Here is a 19499-nt window from a genome sequence, read left to right as displayed (position 1 = left end):
ATGGACACAGTGTCGAAATCAGCGTCCTCGCCCTGGCACGAAGGTGAGCTGACTCTGCAGCGTGCTGTCGGCGCCGTGGACATGATGGCCGGCGTTGGCCAGCGGCAACTGGCCCGCGACTGGATGCCGGATCAGCACCGTGAGTTCTACGCGCAACTGCCCTTCGTGGTGCTCGGCGCGGTCGACAGCCAGGGCGATGCATGGGCCACGATCCGCACCGGCCAGCCCGGTTTCATGGAGTCGCCATCGCCACAGATTCTCAAGATCAAACTCGACGATCAGCCCAACGATCCGGCTCAGCCAGGTTTGCAGCCCGGCGACGCGATCGGCATGCTCGGCATCGAATTGCATACGCGTCGGCGCAATCGCATGAACGGCACGATCAGCCGTCGCGATGGCAACAGCCTTGAGATCGGCGTAACCCAGGCTTACGGCAACTGCCCGCGCTACATCAATCTGCGCCAGTACGCGTTTGTCGACGAGACCACCGACACCGCGCTCGACTTGACCGTCAGCGAACCCCTCGTGCGCGACATGATCACCGCTGCCGACTCGTTCTACGTCGCCACCTACGTTGTGCGCGACGGCCAGCGACAAGTCGATGCCTCGCATCGCGGCGGCAAATCCGGATTCGTCCATATGGATGACGACGGCACGCTGACCATTCCGGATTTCTCCGGCAATCTGTTCTTCAATACCTTGGGTAACATTCTGCTCAATCCTCGTGCCGGGCTGACCTTCATCGACTTCGAAAGCGGCGATCTGTTGCAGATGACCGGCACCGCAGAGGTGTTGCTCGACGACCCGCAAATAGCCGCCTTCCAGGGTGCCGAGCGTCTGTGGCGGTTCAAGCCGCAGCGCATTGTTTACCGTCAGGCCGCGCTGCCGTTGCGTTGGATCGATCAGCCCGAGGGCGATTCGCCCAACTCGCAAATGACCGGCAGTTGGGAGCAGACCCGCGAGCGCTTGCAGGCGCAAGCCCTGCGTAATCAATGGCGGTCGTTGCAGGTGACACGGGTTGTCGATGAGAGTCCGCAGATCCGCTCTTTTTACCTTCAAGCCAACGATGGCTTCGGCCTGCCCCGCTTCGAACCGGGGCAGCATGTGCCGATCAAGGTTTTGCTGGACGGACACGCCGCCGCGTCGATCCGCACCTACAGCGTTTCCAGCGCGCCGTCGGATGAGTTTGTACGCATCAGCGTCAAACGCGACGGCGCGGTGTCTGCGCACTTGCACGACCGCGTTCAGGCGCTGGATCTGATCGAAGCCCGCGCGCCACAAGGCGATTTTACTGTCGATGCGACGGAGCGGCGCCCTTTGGTGTTGTTGGCGGCCGGGGTCGGGGTGACGCCTTTGCTGTCGATGCTGCGCGAAGTGGTCTATCAGGGCAAACGCATCAGCCGCATGCGCCCGACCTGGCTGATACAAAGCAGCCGCACCGTCGAAGATCTGGCCTTTCGCGAGGAAATCGATGATTTGGCAGCGCGTGCAGGCGACAAAGTGCGTGTGTTGCGGGTGGTCAGCCAGCCACCAGTCAGTACTCCTCCTCAGGGCTACGACCACGCCGGGCGCATCGACATCGCTTTATTGAAAAGCCTGCTGCCGCTGGATGACTACGACTTCTACTTGTGCGGCCCGGGCAGTTTCACCCAGGCGCTGTACGACGGTCTGCGCAAAATGCGCATCCCCGACGATCGCATTCACGCCGAGACCTTCGGCCCGTCGACATTGGTGCGCGATGTTGAAGTCAGCACCCCGGCACCGCCGCAAGTCCCCATCGCTGCGGAACCGGTCAAGGTGCTGTTCGCCACCTCCGGCAAGGAAGCACGCTGGGCACCGGGTTCCGGCACTTTGCTGGAACTGGCCGAGGCCCGCGGCCTGAACCCTGAGTTCAGCTGTCGCGGCGGTTCGTGCGGCACTTGCAAAACCCGCTTGAGTAGCGGCCAGGTGCATTACCTCAGCCCGCCGGCCATGCGCCTGGCGGACGACGAAGTGCTGATCTGCTGCGCCGCGCCGGCGCAGGGCAGCGAAACGTTGGTGCTGGATGTCTGAGTCAGCGCCAGGCTGACTAGGGTTTCGCTACCGCTACCGCTACCACCCTGCCCGCCGAGCCATGCTGACGGGCAGTAACCAGACCGACGAAGGAAATAACCAGCGCCAGGCCAATGGTCGACGACACTTCAAGCCGATGCGCCGGGGTGAACATCATCACAGCGAGGGCCGTGCAAATAAACGCGATCACCAGCCAGGTCAGCCAGGGAAACAGCCACATGCGCAAGGTCAGTTCGACCTTCTCCCTTTCCAGCCGACGGCGCATACGCAACTGCGAAATCGCGATCACCAGGTACACCAGCAAGGCAATCGCGCCGGAACTGGCGAGCAGGAACTGAAACAGCCCGGCCGGCATGAAGTAGCTGAGCAGCGTGACGCCGGCGCCGATCACCGTACTGGCAATGACCGCCGCCCTTGGCACGCCGGCCGCCGAGGTCACTTTCAGCGCGGGCGGTGCGTCACCGCGTCGGCCCAGCGAATAAAGCATGCGCGAAGAAATGTAGATCGACGAATTCATGCAACTGGCCACGGCGATCAACACCACCACGTCGACGAGAAACTTGGCGTGAGGAATGTTCATCAGTTCGAGGGCGCGCTGGTAAGAGCCCACCGAGGCGAGCAGCGGGTCATTCCACGGCACCACGGAAATCACCACGAAGATCGACAGCAAATAGAAAATGCCGATGCGCCAAATCACCGAGCGTGTGGCCTTGGCAATGTTCTGCGCCGGGTTGTTCGATTCCGCAGCGGCAATGGTCACCGCCTCAGTGCCTATGAAACTGAACATGATGGTGATGAACGCGCCGACCACGGCGGACAAGCCGTTGGGGGCAAAACCACCGTGCTGCGCCATCAGCGAACTCAAACCACTGGCTTCCCGCTCGGGAATCCAGCCCATCAACACCGCAAAACCCAGGCCGATGAAACCGATGATCGCGATGACCTTGGCCATCGCAAACCAGAACTCGAACTCACCGTATTTCGACACGCTGAACAGGTTGGTGATCACTAACGCGACGATCGACAGCAAGGCAAACAGCCACGCGTCGACCTGGGGAAACCACTGGTTGAGCACATGCCCGGCGGCCAGCGCCTCGATCGGTATCACCAGCACCCAGAACCACCAGTAAAGCCATCCGATGGTGAACCCGGCCCAGCGACCGATCGCCTGATCGGCATAGGTCGAAAACGAACCGGTGTCGGGATGCGCCACGGCCATTTCGCCGAGCATGCGCATGACCAGGACCACCAACAGCCCGGAAAACAGATAAGCCAGCAAAACGGCTGGCCCGGCGGCGGCGATGGCGTGTCCTGAGCCGACGAAAAGTCCCGCGCCGATGATGCCTGCGATGGAGAGCATGGTGACGTGACGCGGTTTGAAACCTTGCGCCAACTGACCGGTAGAGTCCTTGGGGTTCAGGCTATTCATGGGTTCTTATTGTTCTCATGATCGACGTTTGGGCCACTGACTGAGCGTCAGGCGATCACCATTGCTCGCCGTCGAGGCCGGCGAAAGCGGCGGCGCAGACGCTTCGGCGAGGAAATGATGCGTCACCTTACGTGGCCAGGCCGCACGCTCACTAGCCTGTATGCGGCATGTCGATGCCTGATCTCGACATGCCACAGTCAGGCCATCATGGCGCAGAAGCGACAGCTGAGCCGGGTTTACAGCGTGTAGGAAATCCCCACCTGTACGGTTCTCGGTGCGCCCGGATAGGCGTAGACGTTGCCGAACGCGCCCTCTTCGTAATCACTGTCGAACAGGTTTTTCACGTCGAGATTAAGCCGCACGTTGTCATTGACCTTGTAGAAACTCAGCAGATCGACCACGGTGTAGTTGCCCATCGAAAATGCTGTGTTGGCAGTCTGCCCGGCGCGCTCGTCGACGTATTTCACCCCAGTGCCCAGGCCAAGGCCTTTGAGGGTGCCGTCCTGGAATTCATAAACGTTGAGCAGGCTGAAGCTGTTCTGCGGAATGTTCAGCAGACGCGTGCCGGAACGCAACGTGTTGTCCTTGGTCACCTCGGCATCGACGTAGGCGTAACCGCCGATGACTCGCCACTCGGGGGTGAGATTGCCGGTGACGTTGAGGTCCAGGCCACGGCTGCGCACCTCGCCGGCCGCCACGTTAAACGTCGAATCCACCGGATCGGTGGTCAGCACGTTGCGTTTTTCGATCTGATAGATCGCCGCCTCGACACTCAACTGCTGGTCCAGCGCCTCCCACTTCAGACCCATCTCGTAGGACTTGCCTTTCTCCGGGGCGAAGCCACCGCCAGTGCGGCTGGCGCCGGTGTTGGGCTTGAACGAGCGTGCGGTGTTGGCGTAGACCGCCAGCGTCTCGGTCAAATCGTAGGTCACGCCGAGGCGCGGGGTTACCGCGTTGTCGCTGGCTTGCCAATTCTTGCCGCCTGGTACGTAGGTTTCGTAGTCATGTTCGAAGCGCTCGAAACGCGCCCCGGCCAGCACTTTCAGTTTGTCGGTCAACGCAACCTGATCCTGGACGAACGCAGCGTAAGTCTTCAGGTTTTCCTTGTCGTGAGTCGGCGTACGGGTCAGTGCCGGGCGTGGCTGACCGTAGACCGGATTGAAGATGTCGATCGGATAGGCCCCGACCGCGCCGCTGGAGCGCTGGATGATCGATTTGTAGTCGTAATCTTCGTATTCGATGCCGGTGAGCAAGGTGTGCTGCAAGGACCCGGTGCTGAAATGCCCGGTGAGGTTGAGCTGGGTGTCCTTGTCGGTCCATTCCAGTTTGCGATAGTTGAAGTTGCGCCCCAGCGTGCGGCCGTCAGCGGCAATGCCGTTGGCCTCGATCGCGTCGCCCTTGAGCGAGCCGTCGAGCCACTGGAAACCGCCGCCCAGGGTCCAGTCATCATTGAGCATGTGCTCAAAACGCAACTGCGCCATGTTGTTGTCGTTGTGCAGTTTGCCGACGTCTTTCTCACCGAAGAACGTGTCACGCGAGGCCGTGCCAATCTGCTTCGGATAGCGCGTCAGGCCTCGGTCCAGCGGCGCGTTGTTGCGCATGAAATCGCCTTCGAATATCAGCTTGGTCGCGTCCGATGCCTGCCAGGTCAGCCCCGGCGTAATGCCGTAGCGTTCGGTCTCGACGTGATCGCGAAAGGTGTCGCCGCCCTCGCCCACCACGTTCAGTCGGTACGCCAGTCGGCCTTCTTCATCAAGCGGGCCGGAGGCGTCCAGTGTGCCACGCTTCATGCCCTGGTCGGTCAACTGACTGCCCAGGGTCACGCTACGCTCGGGCAATGGCTGCTTCGACACCACGTTGAAGGTACCGCCCGGATCGCCACGACCATAGAGCATGGTGGCCGGGCCGCGCAGGACTTCCAGACGTTCAATGGTGTTGGCATCCGGCATGTTCGGGTAGCCACGATTGATCGGGAAACCGTTGCGGTAGAACTCGCCAGTGGTAAAGCCGCGCACGGTGAACGTGGTCAGCCCCTGCCCGCCGAAATTGTTCGCCCGCCCTACGCCGCCGGCGTAATCCAGGGCGTCCTGCAAGCGGGTCGCGCCGATGTCTTCAACGGCGTCCTTGGTCACGACGCTGATCGATTGTGCGGTTTCGTGGATCGACGTATCGGTGCGCGTCGCACTGGCCGAACGTGTCGCCCGATATCCTTGCACCGGGCCGTCTGCCCGCTCGTAATCCGCCGTGCCGACGACGTCGGTGGCCTCCAGCTCCAGCGTTGTTGAGGACTTGGCTTGCTCGGCCCATGAAGTGGAAGACAACGCCTGCAGCACACAAATGGAAAGCAGAGTACGACGCATGAAGTGAAAACCTTTACGAATAGGCCAAAACGAAGGGCAAAGCCGCCAATGAAAACGCCGCGCATGGTATACCGGCCTATTCGTAATTGAAACGTATTCTTATTTGTCATGTTGGTCAGGGTGTGCGATCACGAAGTGCCGTGTCAGGCCACTGACGCGTTGAATGACAGATCGCTTTCGCGAGCAGGCTCACTCCCACAGAAATCGGGGAGTGAATAAATATCAATGGTTCGCCGCTCTACAGTGTAGGAGTGAGCCTGCTCGCGATAACGGTGGGTCAGCCAACTCATGTATCAACTGACCCGCCGCCTTCGCGAGCAGGCTCACTCCTACAGGGATCGCAGTGACGGGCTCAAACCCGCAACAACTGCCGGGTCATCGCCATCGAGGTCTGCAGCGACTGCCCGGTGCGCTGCAATTTGTTCAACAGACTGGCGCCGAGCCACAGCTGATACAAAGTCTCGGCAAGATGCCGTGCGTCGCCCTCGGGCAGACTTTTGTCGGCCTGGCCTTGTTCGATGCACACCGTGATGCGCGCGATGATGCGTTCGGCGCCATCGCGCAGGGTCAGGCGCATCGACTCGGACAAGTCGGCGACTTCGGCGCTGAGTTTCACCACCAGGCATTCGTCGCCGTGGCCTTCCAGGGTGCAGCGGTTCTGCCAGCCCTGCCAGTAATCCATCAGCCGCTCGAACGCGCTCAGCCCGGGCAGCGTCAGGCGCCGCTCCATGTCGGCGAGGTAGTCGACAAAGTAATCTTCGAGCAGCGCCTGACCGTACAACTCCTTGGATTTGAAGTAGTGGTAGAACGAGCCCTTGGGCACGCCGGCGGTCTGCAGGATTTCGTTGAGGCCGACACTGGTGAAGCCCTTCTCGGCCATCATCCGGTGGCCGGTGTCGAGCAAGTGTTGGCGCGTGTCGTCAAAGGTCGGCTTCATGGTGCGCAAAATTCCAGACAATAGACCAGTCGTATAGTTTTCAGGACCGGGAGTTTGCCACATCCCTCGGGCAAAAACATTTTTTGAAAAAATTACTAGACGACTGGTCTAATTGGAAACTATGCTGCGCCCCGACACACAAATTCATGCGGCACCGACAACAAGCGAATCCCTCGCCTTCTGCCGATGCCTGACCAACCCAAGGGTGCACTATGAAAATCTTGATGGTTTTGACTTCTCACGATCAACTCGGCAGCACCGGCAAAAAAACCGGTTTCTGGCTGGAAGAGTTTGCCGCTCCCTACTACGCCTTCAAGGACGCCGGCGCTGACGTCACGCTGGTTTCGCCCGCTGGCGGACAGCCACCGCTCGATCCGAAAAGCGATGAGCCCGGTGCCCAGACTGCGGAGACGGATCGTTTCCGCGCTGATCCCGTCGCACAACAGGCACTGGCGAACACTGGTCGCTTGGCGGATGTCCGCGCTGACGATTTCGATGCAGTGTTTTACCCGGGTGGCCACGGCCCGCTGTGGGATCTGGCCGAAGACAAAGCTTCGATTGCGCTGATCGAAGCCTTCGACCGCGCCAACAAGCCCCACGGTTTTGTCTGCCATGCACCGGGAGTGTTGCGCCATGTTGTGCGAGCTGACGGCCAGCCAATCGTCAAAGACCGCGACGTCACCGGTTTCACCAATGCCGAAGAAGCCGCTGTCGGCCTGACTGATGTAGTGCCGTTCTTGATCGAAGACGAGTTCCAGCGTCTCGGCGGACGCTATTCGAAAGTCGCTGACTGGCAGGTGCACGTAGTGGCCGACGGTCAATTGGTCACGGGCCAGAACCCGGCCAGTTCCGCCGCCGTGGCTGAGAAACTGCTGAAGTTGCTGGGCTGAATGCCCCCCGCTGAACCGTAGCCAACGCCGAGTGCGCAGCGCCCGGCGTTGTTTTTTTGCCCCTCCACTAGTCGACCGGTCTAATCAGAGCCGAAACAAGGTACTCCATGAATAACAGCGCTTTCTTCAAGCCCGCCAAACTGGGCAGTCTTACCTTGAAAAACCGCATCGTCCTGCCACCCCTCACCCGCCAGCGCAGCACGCAGCCAGGCAACGTCGCCAACGAACTCATGGCCGCGTATTACCAACAGCGCGCCGGTGCCGGTTTGCTGGTTACCGAAGGCACGCAGATCGAACCGCGCGGCCAGGGTTATGCGTGGACGCCGGGCATTCATACCCCTGAGCAAATCGCCGGATGGCGCAAAGTCACCGAGGCCGTGCACGCGGTGGATGGCGTGATCTTCGCTCAGCTCTGGCACGTCGGGCGTGTCTCCCACACGGCCCTGCAACCCAACGGCGCGGCGCCGGTGTCGGCGTCTGCGGTGGCGACCGATCGGGTCAGCGTGTTTATCGAAACTGCGCCTGGCGCCGGTGAACTGGTGCCGCCGTCCGCGCCGCGCGCGCTAAGCACCGATGAAGTGCAGGCATTGGTTCAGTTGTATATCCAGGCCGCACGCAACGCGATGGAGGCCGGTTTCGATGGCATCGAGCTGCACTGCGCCAATGGTTATCTGGTCAACCAGTTCATCTCGGCGCACAGCAACCGGCGCACCGATCAATACGGCGGCTCGCTGGACAATCGCCTGCGCTTCCTGCGTGAGGTGGTGGCCGGCGTCGCTGAGTGCATCGGCAAGGACAAGGTCGGCGTGCGTTTCGCGCCGCTGTTCACCACAACCGATGAAGCGCGGACTTACCTGGGCATGGTCGAAGATGATCCGCACACCACCTACATCGAAGCGATCAAGGTGTTGGAAGATGCCGGCATTGCCTACCTGTCCATCGCCGAGGCTGACTGGGACAACGCACCACAGATGCCGACGACGTTTCGCCAGGCCGTGCGCGAGACGTTCACTGGCGCGATCATTTACGCCGGCCGCTACACCGCTGAAACAGGCGCGCAACTGCTCGAATCGGGCCTGGCGGATCTCGTCGCGTTCGGCCGGCCGTTCATGGCCAATCCGGACCTGCCAGCACGGATCGCCAATAGCTGGCCGCTAAATCCACTGAACCCGGCGACGGTGTATGGCGGTGGTGCCGAAGGCTATATCGATTACCCGACGTACCTCGCCCAAGAATCCAACACAACCTCCGTGTAGGAGTGAGCCTGCTCGCGAACGCGTCCTGTCAGCCGACGAAGGTCCAGGCTGATCCACCGCCTTCGGGAGCAAGCCCCCTCCCACAGTGGGAAGTGGCAGATCAGGGATCATGCGGCGTGTCTGAAATCTCTGTAGGGAGTGCATGGCCATGATTACAGAAACCTCGACCGCATGGCGCTGGCCAGACGAGATGCGCTGTGGCAGCGCGGGCAACGGCTGCTGGATAAACTCGATAACGTTGAGGCGTTCTGAGATGCCTCAGGCGTCTGCAGCCAAGCGATTTCGCCCTCCCGCTTTGGCGCGGTACAGCGCCTGATCGGCTGCCTCGATCATCGCAGGCACTGCGTTCAGTTGCATACCTGAAGCTGCCGCAACACCAATGCTCACACTCACCTGGCCAAAGGGACTGCCCGGATGGGCAATGTTCGCCTGCCGCAAACGTTCGAGCATCAGTTGCGCCACCACCGTCGCGCCGGCGCTGTCGGTGGCCGGCATGATCACGGCCATTTCCTCACCGCCATAACGCGCGACCAGATCCGACGGGCGCCGCACGCAGCTTTCAAGGATCTTGCTGACCGCTTGCAGACAGGCATCGCCGGCGACGTGGCCCAAGGCGTCGTTGAATAATTTGAAGTGGTCGATATCGATCATCAGCAAGGCCAGCGAGGTTGCGTCACGCTGTGCCCGCCGCGCTTCAACCGCCAGCGTTTCATCGAAACAGCGTCGGTTGGCCAAGCCCGTCAGCGCGTCCTTCATTGCCAGCAATTCCAGCTGTCGATTGGAGGCCAGCAACTGCTGCTGAGCATCGCGCAACGCCTCCTCCGCCTCGGTACGCCGACGTATATCGAGGATCAAAAACCAGCCGATCAACCCGGTCAGTCCCAATAGCCCGACCACCACCACCGCCGACAACGCTGCCTCGATGCGCCACGCTGCCAGGGCTTCGTCCTTGCCCAGCGCAACGGTGGTAATCAGCGGCAGGCTTTCGCTTTTGCGGAAGGCGTAGAGCCGCTCGACACCGTCGAGGCTGGAGGTGTACGAGGCGGTGCCGACCGAGCGGTCGACAAGGTATTTAGCGTAAATCGGCGATTTGGAAAAGTTGCGGCCCATGTCCTGCTCGCGGAACGGATAGCGTACCAGCAGCGTGCCGTCGGTGTACGACAGACCGATCGCGCCGTCCTGGCCGACGTCGAGTTTGCCGAACACACGGAGAAAGTTTTCCACCCCCAGCGTCACCGAGACGACGCCGGCAAACTGTCCCTCGGCGTCGCTGAAACGGCGGCTGATGGTCACAACCCATTCGAGATTGGAACGGCTCTGGATCGGCGGTCCAATGAACGGCTCGCGGCTCGGGTCGTCACGATGGTGGATGAAATAGGCGCGGTCGCTGCTGTTGGCGCCTGCGGGAATCGGCCGGTTGGAAGACATCAGCCAGTGCCCATGCCGGTCATAAATGGTGATGCCGCTGAGCTGCGGCATCAGCGACTGCTGGCTGTCGATCAGGGTCTTGATGCGCTGGATCTGCGCCGGGCCGTTGCCCTCCGCTTCCAGGCGTTCGACCAGCCCGAGCAACAGCAGTGAGCTTTGCCGGACGATGCCTTCGGTGTAGGTGTTGAGCGCCTGGGTCAGGTTCAGGCCATGCACGTTGACCTCGGCCAACGCGCGCTCACGCGAGGACCAGACCTTCCAGATCGTCAGCGAAGTCAGGGAGCAGCCAATGACCAACAGCAGGAGCATTACAAGACGGGTATCACGCTTCACGACAGTACCTTAAGGAAGTCCGGTTTCCATTCCAGCCATCAATCGAACATCGGCACTGACCGCGGCCACGTGTTCCGTGGCGCAAGCATACAAGCAGTCTGAAGCGGCTGCAGCAACAGAGTGTGCAGTGGGTTGGCCGGCGCTACGGGGCGGGTGTGGCCGGGGCCGGAGGATTGAGGATTTCCACCAGAAAATCGATGAATACGTTGATTCGGCTGGAGCCACGGTGGTTGGGCAAATACAGTGCGTTGATGCAACTGCTGGCGCTGCCGGGATTGACCTCGTAGTGCTCAAGCAAGCGAATGAGGCGCCCGGCGGCAACATCGTCGCGCACCAGCCAGTCAGCCAGCAGCGTCACCCCGCCGCCACCGATGGCGGCTTCGCGCAGGATGTCGGCGTTGTTGCTTTGCAGACGCCCATGGACGTTGAGTTGAATGGGCGCTTCGTCACTCTGGAAGGTCCAGTGGTGATGACTGCCGCCGTAATCGAAACGCAGGCATTGGTGTTCGAGCAGATCCCGGGGATGAGCCAATACGGCGCTGCGCGCCAGGTAATCCGGACTGGCGACAACCCAACGTTGGAACTGCCCGACGCGTTTGCTGACGATGTCCTCGCTGACCACCGACGAACCCAGGCGCACTGACACATCGATCTGCTCGCTCAGCAAATCGCTGACCTGATCGCTCAACGACAGGCTGATCTCCAGCCCCGGATGGCGCTCGAGCAAGCGGCTCAGGTGCGGCGCGATAAGTCGACGACCGAACTCCACCGGCACGCTGATGCGCAATCGACCCTGTGCGTCGCTGCCGCGGTCGGCCACTACCGCATCGGCTTCATCGATGGCATCGAGAATCGCCACGGCCTTCTCGAAATAGGTCTGACCAGCGACGGTCACGCTGGTGTTGCGTGTGGTGCGATTGAGCAGGCTGGCGCCCAACTCGTGTTCTAGCCCCGCCACTTGCCGTGTCACTGAAGACGTCGAGATCCCGAGTTTGCGCGCCGCCGAGGAATAACCCCCGCAGCGCACGGTTTCAACAAACATCTTCAAGGCCAGCAACTTGTCCATAAGCGGAGTCCGGTGGTGAGGGAGCACCGGTGATTGTGCATCAGCGTTGGCCACACGTCTTGTACCGTCGTGCTTGGCGGCGTCTGGCGCCATCCTGGTATACCTCAAACCTGTGGGAGCGGGCTTGCTCGCGAAGGCGGTGTGTCAGTCAACAAATGTGCCAGCTGACCCACCGCTTTCGGGAGCAAGCCCCCTCCCACAATAGCTGTGTGGTGGGACGCGAGCAGGCGGCGTACTCGCCCCCCCCTGTAGGAGTGAGCCTGCTCGCGATAGCAATCTGTCAGTTGATACAGAGTTGACTGACACTCCGCCATCGCGAGCAGGCTCACTCCTACATGGGTCTTGTACTGTTCTTGAAATTCAAGTCCGGTCAGCCTTGCGGCCCAGGAACAACGCCAGCGCCAGCGCCGGCAGCACCGCCACCAGCACGGCCGACAGGTTCCAGCCAAAATGCTCGTACAGCGGACTGGCGATCAGGGAGCCGAGGGCGCCGCCGACGAAGATGCTGGTCATGTACACCGCGTTAAGACGTGCACGGCTGTGCGGATCGAGGGCATACACCTCACGCTGGCCAAGCACCATGTTCAGTTGCACGGCAAAATCCAGCAGCACCGCACACACCACCAGCCAGACATAGCCGCTGCCCGGCAGCGCCGCGATCAACAGCGACACGGGCGCCAGCAGCAGCGCCACCAGCGTCCCGCGACGAGCATGCCCGGCATCGGCCAGACGCCCGGCAATCGGCGCCGCAATCGCCCCGACCGCACCGACCAGAGCAAAGATCGCCACCTGCGCCTGGGTGAAACCGTGGTGACGCATCAGCTCAATCGGCGCGAGGGTCCAGAACAGACTGAAGCTGGCAAACAGCAAACCCTGATACAGCGAACGCTGACGCAACACCGCAAAGCGTCGAGCCAAGGCAAACACCGAACCAATCAGCGAAACGTAGGTGGCTTTGTGCGTCGGCACCCGACGCGGCAGCGCCACAGCGGTAATCAATGCGATAACAGCCATCAGTGCCGCCGCGCTGTAAAACACTCCGCGCCAGCCGAACACTTCAACCGGCAGGCTCGACAGTGGCCGCGACAACAGAATCCCCAGCAACAGGCCGCTCATGATATTGCCGACGACTCGGCCACGGCTGGCTTCCGGCGCCAGGTGCGCGGCCAGTGGCACGAGAATCTGCACGGCGACCGAGGTCAGGCCGATCAGCAAAGAAAGCAGCAGAAACAGCGACGGCGAATGGGTCAGGCCGGCGCACAACAGCGTGACGCTCGCGGCCAGGGTGAAGCCCACCACCAGACGGCGGTTTTCCATCAGATCGGCCAGCGGCACCAGCAGCAACAAACCCAGCGCATAGCCGAACTGCGTCAGCGAAACGATCAGGCTGGCGTTGGCGCTGGACAGGCCGATCTGTGGCGCGATCAGTTCGACGATGGGCTGCGCGTAATACAGATTGGCCACAACCGCGCCGCAGCAAAAGGCCAGAAACGCGACCATCAGGCCGGACAGTGAAGCAGGCTGTTCGGCCGGGGCCGCAACGGCAGGATTGCCCGTAAGCATGGTGACACCTCGTTGAGTTCGGGAAAGTTGCGCCAAGGCTACGGTCAGCCGACGGCAACGAGAATCCGTGCGCCGGGCAACGCACTGATGCGCCAGGCGCAACGTTGCTTTCGACGCAACGCGCTGTTGCGTGGACCGGTGATTCTCCGCCGCAAGTGCCTTCTCTACGCTTTGGCCCCAGGCGCAGATGTCCACGTCGGCGCCCTTCCCCGGCTGCTACAAGGAGCGTTTCCATGACCCGTACTTCACTCGTCCTGCCACTGCCTGCCGCGTTTTTCTGCCGACCATGAACAGTCATTTGCTCAAATCCAGAACCCTGTGGATCAGCGTCGCCGTGCTCGCGGTGATCGGCCTGATCGGCGCCGTCGCGCTGATGTGGCGCCCGGCGATCGCACCGATCAAACGCCCTACCTCATTCGAGGCTGCACAATTGCAACGCGGCGCGCGGGTGGTCGAGGCCGGTGATTGCGCGGTGTGCCATACCCGTCCCGGCGGCGAATACCTGGCCGGCGGGCTGCCGTTGGTGACGCCGTTCGGCACGCTGTACAGCACCAACATCACCCCGGATGCGCAGACGGGTATTGGCGAGTGGTCACTGCCGGCCTTCGAACGGGCGATGCGCGAAGGCATTGCCCGCGACGGCCATTTTCTCTATCCGGCCTTTCCCTATGTGCACTACCGGCGCATGAGCGCAGCGGACATCGCCGACGCCTACGCCTACTTGATGAGCGGCCCCGCCGTACACGCACCGGCGCGGCAGAACCAGATGAATTTCCCGATGAACATTCGTCCGCTGGTGTCGTTCTGGAATCTGCTGTTTCTGCATGGCGAACCGTTGACGCCGATGGCCGAACACAGCGCGGCGTGGAATCGCGGACGCTATCTGGTCGACGGCCCGGGTCACTGCGCCGGCTGCCATTCGCCGCTGAACCTGATCGGCGCGGAGAAATCCTCGGAATATCTTCAGGGCGGCAGCGTCGATGGCTGGAACGCGCCGCCGCTGGTCGGCCTGGGCCAACGCGCCAACCCGTGGAACGCTGAGCAATTGGTCGGCTACCTGCGCGCCGACGTGGTCGATGGCCACGGCACGCCGGCCGGTCCGATGCGTCCGGTCAGCCTGAGCCTGGCGCGTCTGCCGGCCAGTGAAGCCGAGGCGATTGCAGAGTATCTGCTGAGCCTGCAAAGCCCCCACGCAGTAACGGAAACCACCGCAAAAAAGCAGCCGAGTAGCCCAGCGGATCACACAACCGGCGCCCTACTCTTCAGCAGCGCCTGCGCCGAATGCCACGCCCCCGCCGCGCCGATGCGTGAGATCGACGGGCGCCCAGGCCTGCAAAACACCTCGGCGTTGCAAGCCGCCAGTTCGCGCAATTTCCTCAAGACCGTGCTCGAAGGCGTGCCCGCCATTCCCGGCTCGCCCGGCCCGGTGATGCCGCCGTTCGCCGCCAGCCTCGACAACGCCCAACTCGCCGCCCTCGCCGCTTACCTGCGCCAGCAAGCCAGAGCCGATCAGCCGTGGGCCGACCTCTCTTCCACTATTGAAGCGTTACGTCAGGAGACGAAATGAGCCAGATCACCCTCAACGTCAATGGAGCCACCCAAGCGCTGGAGCTGGAGCCGGACATGCCGCTGCTGTACGCGCTGCGCAATCACTTGAACCTCAACGGCGCCAAGTACGGCTGCGGCCTGGGCCAGTGCGGCGCCTGCACGGTGATTGTTGACGATCAACCGGTGTTCGCCTGCCTGACGCCGTGTGCAGGTCTTGAAGGCAAAAAAATTCGGACCGTGGAAAGCCTCGGCAGCGCAGAAAAACCCGGCGCACTGCAAGCCGCGTTTATCGACAAGCAGGCAGCGCAATGCGGCTACTGCATCGCCGGCATGTTAATGCGCGCGCAGTCGTTGCTTGAACGCGATCCGCATCCGGATGAGCAAACCATCCGCGAGCACATGGCCGGCAATCTGTGCCGCTGCGGTACGCACCTGCGCATCATCGAGGCGATCAAACAGGTAGCCGGGCACAACGGGAGCCTGTCATGAGCGAATCAAACGGCTTGAACCCCAGCCGCCGAGCCTTCCTGCGCGGTGGCGCGTTGCTCATGGCGTTCACTCTGATGCCAGTGACGCGGCGTGCTTTGGCCGACAGCGAAGTCGACACCCTCGGCACCGTGGTGCTGGCCCCCGATCTACCCGGCAGCCTGCGCACCAACCCTTACCTCGACGCCTGGATTCGCATCGGCGCCGACGGTATCACCGTGTACACCGGCAAGGTTGAATTGGGCACCGGTGTGAAAACCGCGCTGCTGCAAATCGCCGCCGAACGTTTGCAAGTGCCCGCGAGCGCGATCAACTTGCTCACCGCCGACACCGCGCTGACGCCCAACGAAGGCTACACCGCCGGCAGCCACAGCATTTTCGACAGCGGCACCGCGCTATACAACGCTGCCGCGCAGGTGCGCGAAATGCTCGTCGATGCCGCCGCACGCAATTGGCAAATCGATGCAGCATTGCTGAACACCCGCGACGGCGTGATCGAAGGCCCGGCCGGGCAACGGATGACTTACGCCGACGCGGTCGGCCATGTCGATGTGCACCAATACGCCAAGGCGCAGTCACCGACGATGGCGGCGGCCGACTTCAAACTGATCGGGCATAACTTGCCGCGTCTGGACATCCCGGGCAAAGTCAGCGGCGGCGCGGCATTCGTGCAGGACATGCGCCTGCCGGGCATGCTGCATGCGCGGGTGATCCGCCCGCCGCGCCCGGGCTGCACGCTGCAAGCATTCGATGCCGCGCCCATCGAAGCGCTGAACGGCGTGGTCAAGGTGATCCGCGATGGCAACTACCTGGCCGTGGTCGCCCGGGATGAATGGCAAGCGATCAAGGCCATGCGCAGCGGCATTGAAAGTGCCAAGTGGAGCGGCGGCGAAGTCATTCCCGAGGCCGCCGGGATTCATAATTTGCTCAAGCGCTTGCCCTCCAAGCGCTATCCGATCAGCCATAGCGGTTCGCCCAATGGCGTGGCCGATGTGCGATTCAAGGCCCGGGTGACCAAGCAATACCTGATGCACGGTTCGATCGGCCCGTCCTGTGCGGTGGCCTGGTTCAAGGACGGCGTGCTCACGGTCTGGACCCACACCCAGGGCGTCTATCCGCTGCGCGCAGGCATCGCCGAAATGCTGCGCCTGCCGCCAGAACGCGTGCGCTGCATTCATACCGAAGGCTCAGGCTGTTACGGCCACAACGGCGCCGATGATGCCGCCGCTGATGCCGCATTAATCGCCATGCGCCTGCCCGGCACGCCAGTGCGCGTGCAATGGATGCGCGAGCAGGAAAATCTCTGGGAGCCGTACAGTTCGGCGATGGTCACGGAGGTCGACGCCGGCCTCAGCCAGGGCCGTTTGCAGGACTGGAACTACGAGCTATGGACCACCCCGCACAACGAACGCATCGTCAATGCCGGGCGCCTGTTGCCAGCGCGTTTGTTGGCCAAACCATTCGCCTCGGCGCCCTCGGTGCCGATCGCCCAGCCCGAAGGTGACGGCGATCGCAACGCGGTGCCGCTGTACGATCTGGGTTCAACGCAGATCAACATGAACTTCGTCACCGAAATGCCCTTTCGCACCTCGGCCATGCGCTCGCTGGGCGCGCACATCAACATCTTCGCTATCGAGGCAAGTATCGATGAATTGGCGATCAAGGCCGGCATCGATCCGCTGGCGTTGCGTCTCGCGCACCTGAGCGACCCGCGTGCCCGCGCAGTGATCGAGCGTGTGCGTGACGAAATCGGCTGGCCGCACGAAAGCAACGAGCCTGGCGCGGGCATCGGTTTCGCCTTCGCCCGCTACAAAAACATCATGGGTTACTGCGCCATCGCGGTGAAGCTGTGGGTGCATCCGCAGACTGGCGACATCCGGGTCGATCATGTGGTGACGGCGGTGGACGTCGGCCAGATCGTCAGCCCCGATGGCCTGCGCAATCAGGTCGAGGGTGGCATCGTGCAGTCGGCGAGCTGGACGCTCTATGAAAAAGTCGCCTACGACGCCGGCGGCATTCGCAGCTACGACTGGAGCGGCTACCCGATTTTGCGCTTCACGCAGTTGCCGAAAAAAGTCGACGTGCACTTGCTCGATCAACCGGGACAACCCTTTCTCGGCGCCGCAGAAATCGTTCAAGGACCGATGGCCGCCGCCCTCGGCAATGCGGTTGCCAACGCCACGGGCCGGCGCTGGCTGAACCTGCCGTTGACCCGCTCCAGCCAACCCGCCTGAAGCGCGCCCGCGTTCATCGCCGATGAGCGCGGGCGCCGTTGCGCGGCGCGCAAAACAGCGTAGCGCCGGCCACGGATTATCAGCCCCGCACCCCCCGGTTAAGTTACCTGCACTGCGAGCGGCACCTGGCTGCCGCGCTTGAACCCAACTCATCGAAAACCGGAGCTACTCATGACCCGTCGCCTGTTTCAACCCATCGCACTTGGCCCTTACACCCTTGCCCACCGCGTCGCGATGGCGCCGCTGACCCGCTCGCGCGCCGGCCAACCGGGCGACGTCCCGACCGCGATAAACGCCGAGTATTACCGTCAACGCGCCAGTGCCGCACTGATCATCACTGAGGCCACGCAGATTTCCCAACAAGGCCAAGGCTACGCGTGGACGCCGGGCATCTACACCGATGCGCAAGTTCAGGCATGGCGTGACGTCAGCACAGCGGTGCATGAGGCGCACGGTCTGATCTTCATGCAGCTGTGGCACGTCGGCCGCGTATCGCATCCGAGTTTCCAGCCGGACGCCGGTCTGCCCGTTGCACCGAGCGCACTGCCAGTGCCGGGCAAGACCTTTATCGTCGACGACGAAGGCCATGGCGTCTGGGGCGATGTGCCGGTGCCACGTGCGCTCGAGACAGCGGAAATCGCTGACATTGTCGAAGACTATCGCCGCGCCGCACGCAATGCGTTGAACGCCGGGATGGACGGCGTGGAAATCCATGCCGGTAATGGTTATCTGCTCGATCAATTTCTCAACAGCAACAGCAACCAGCGCAACGATAGTTATGGCGGCAGCGTGGAGAACCGCGCGCGCTTTCTGCTCGAAGTGGTTGCAGCCGTCGCTGACGAAGTCGGTGCCGAGCGCGTTGGCGTGCGCCTGACGCCGATGGGCCGCTTTATGGGCATGGGCGATGACACGCCCGAAGCGACATTCGGTTATCTGGTCGAAGCGCTCAATCAGTGGAATCTGGCGTACCTGCATTTGGTTGAGCCGGCCATGGTCGGCACGGTCAAGGACGAAAACTTCGATCCGCGCTGGGACGCGATCATCGCCCAGTTGCGCAATACCTGGAACGGCGTGCTGATCCTCGCTGGCGGGTATGACGCAGCGTCCGCCGAGCAGGCGCTGATCGCCAATCGCGCCGACCTGATTGCCTTCGGCCGACCGTTTCTGGCCAATCCGGACCTGCCGCGTCGTCTTCGCGATGGCCTTGAGCTGAACACGCCGGATCCGAGCAGTTTCTTCGGCGGCGATGAGCGCGGTTACGTCGATTACCCGTACCACGCCTGAGGTCCGGCCTTCATAACTTTTAAGGTTTGTTTAAGGACTTTAAATGTCCCCCGCGGCCAGACTTTCCCCATCGATCAGGAGAGCCGCCATGAACCCGCAATCGGAGAAGTCAGACCCGCCCTGCCACCTGGCGCGCCCATTGGGCGCGCTGTCCGGCTGGCAGGAGCGTCGTGCCAAGGCCTACATGCTGCGCGACGTGAGCCGCAGCTTGCGCGTCAGCGAAATCGCTGAACATTGCAATCTGTCGCGCAGTCATTTTTCCCGTGCGTTCAAGATTGTCACCGGCTGCTCGCCGCAGGAATGGATGCTGAGGATGAAAATCGACAAGGCGAAGGCTTTGTTGCTGACCTCGATGGCGATTACCGACATTGTGTATGAGTGCGGTTTTTCCGATCACTCGCACTTCACGCGCACGTTCGGGCGGTTGGTGGGAATGCCGCCGAAGGTTTGGCGTCAGGCCGTGTGCGGTGCGCGGCTGGCGGTGGTTGATGCCGATACGTGGCGGCTCGACGAGGGTTTGCTCAATTCGACGGTCTTGAAGCATTCGACGGAACTGCGGCCTTGATTTGATCTTCAAAGCGTTTTGTTCACTCCTCCCTTTTGGGCCGCGTTACCGCGGCGTTTTTTTTCGCT

14 protein-coding genes are annotated in these 19499 nt (G+C 62.0%); 8 read left to right on the top strand and 6 right to left on the bottom strand.

The genetic code is table 11. The annotated features are described in order from the left end of the window. Window positions 1-2052 (top strand): 2Fe-2S iron-sulfur cluster-binding protein, encoded by a 2052-nt coding sequence (locus HU739_RS04335; RefSeq protein ID WP_186548227.1) that lies wholly within the window; start codon window positions 1-3, stop codon window positions 2050-2052. Window positions 2053-2068: 16 nt separating this feature from the next. Here the strand turns inward: HU739_RS04335 and gabP are convergent, their stop codons facing one another. From gabP to HU739_RS04320, 3 genes are all read right to left on the bottom strand, one after another. After that, on the bottom strand, window positions 2069-3481 hold the full coding sequence (gene gabP / locus HU739_RS04330; protein ID WP_186548230.1) for a GABA permease: 1413 nt from the start codon (window positions 3479-3481) through the stop codon (window positions 2069-2071). Between the two features lie 236 nt (window positions 3482-3717). Then, window positions 3718-5841 carry a TonB-dependent siderophore receptor gene (locus tag HU739_RS04325; protein ID WP_186548232.1) on the bottom strand — a complete coding sequence of 708 codons (2124 nt, stop codon included), beginning with the start codon at window positions 5839-5841 and terminating at the stop codon, window positions 3718-3720. Between the two features lie 352 nt (window positions 5842-6193). After that, window positions 6194-6778 carry a TetR/AcrR family transcriptional regulator gene (locus HU739_RS04320; RefSeq protein WP_186548234.1) on the bottom strand — a complete coding sequence of 195 codons (585 nt, stop codon included), beginning with the start codon at window positions 6776-6778 and terminating at the stop codon, window positions 6194-6196. 212 nt (window positions 6779-6990) lie between these two features. On the opposite strand from HU739_RS04320, the gene HU739_RS04315 reads away from it, so the two are divergent. Beyond that, the gene (locus tag HU739_RS04315) at window positions 6991-7668 is read left to right on the top strand and encodes a type 1 glutamine amidotransferase domain-containing protein (protein WP_186548236.1); all 678 of its coding nucleotides are present in this window, start codon (window positions 6991-6993) and stop codon (window positions 7666-7668) included. Window positions 7669-7775: 107 nt separating this feature from the next. After that, window positions 7776-8924, top strand: coding sequence for an alkene reductase (locus HU739_RS04310; protein ID WP_186548238.1), 1149 nt, complete (start codon window positions 7776-7778; stop codon window positions 8922-8924). A 258-nt stretch (window positions 8925-9182) separates the two neighbouring features. On the opposite strand, the gene HU739_RS04305 is transcribed toward HU739_RS04310, so the two are convergent. The 3 genes from HU739_RS04305 to HU739_RS04295 form a co-directional block, all read right to left on the bottom strand. Next, window positions 9183-10685 carry a sensor domain-containing diguanylate cyclase gene (locus HU739_RS04305; RefSeq protein WP_186548241.1) on the bottom strand — a complete coding sequence of 501 codons (1503 nt, stop codon included), beginning with the start codon at window positions 10683-10685 and terminating at the stop codon, window positions 9183-9185. 142 nt (window positions 10686-10827) lie between these two features. After that, the gene (locus tag HU739_RS04300) at window positions 10828-11751 is read right to left on the bottom strand and encodes a LysR family transcriptional regulator (protein WP_186548243.1); all 924 of its coding nucleotides are present in this window, start codon (window positions 11749-11751) and stop codon (window positions 10828-10830) included. A 360-nt stretch (window positions 11752-12111) separates the two neighbouring features. Further along, entirely contained in the window at window positions 12112-13314 is a 1203-nt protein-coding gene (locus HU739_RS04295; protein WP_186548245.1) for an MFS transporter, read from the bottom strand. A gap of 187 nt (window positions 13315-13501) precedes the next feature. Here HU739_RS04295 and HU739_RS04290 point away from each other — a divergent pair, with 187 nt between their 5' ends. From HU739_RS04290 to HU739_RS04270, 5 genes are all read left to right on the top strand, one after another. Continuing rightward, window positions 13502-14881 (top strand): c-type cytochrome, encoded by a 1380-nt coding sequence (locus HU739_RS04290; protein WP_407681945.1) that lies wholly within the window; start codon window positions 13502-13504, stop codon window positions 14879-14881. Then, the gene (locus HU739_RS04285) at window positions 14878-15351 is read left to right on the top strand and encodes a (2Fe-2S)-binding protein (protein WP_186548247.1); all 474 of its coding nucleotides are present in this window, start codon (window positions 14878-14880) and stop codon (window positions 15349-15351) included. Before HU739_RS04290 ends, HU739_RS04285 begins: the two co-directional genes overlap by 4 nt. Next, window positions 15348-17582 carry a xanthine dehydrogenase family protein molybdopterin-binding subunit gene (locus HU739_RS04280; RefSeq protein ID WP_186548249.1) on the top strand — a complete coding sequence of 745 codons (2235 nt, stop codon included), beginning with the start codon at window positions 15348-15350 and terminating at the stop codon, window positions 17580-17582. Before HU739_RS04285 ends, HU739_RS04280 begins: the two co-directional genes overlap by 4 nt. A gap of 171 nt (window positions 17583-17753) precedes the next feature. Continuing rightward, on the top strand, window positions 17754-18866 hold the full coding sequence (locus HU739_RS04275) for an alkene reductase (RefSeq protein ID WP_186548251.1): 1113 nt from the start codon (window positions 17754-17756) through the stop codon (window positions 18864-18866). Between the two features lie 88 nt (window positions 18867-18954). Further along, window positions 18955-19431 carry a helix-turn-helix transcriptional regulator gene (locus HU739_RS04270; RefSeq protein ID WP_186548253.1) on the top strand — a complete coding sequence of 159 codons (477 nt, stop codon included), beginning with the start codon at window positions 18955-18957 and terminating at the stop codon, window positions 19429-19431. Window positions 19432-19499 lie beyond the last annotated feature (68 nt).

The organism is Pseudomonas hamedanensis (assembly GCF_014268595.2).
Lineage (GTDB): Bacteria > Pseudomonadota > Gammaproteobacteria > Pseudomonadales > Pseudomonadaceae > Aquipseudomonas > Aquipseudomonas hamedanensis.
Note: the sequence above shows the minus strand (reverse complement) of the source record. Positions and strands in the feature narration are given on the sequence as shown.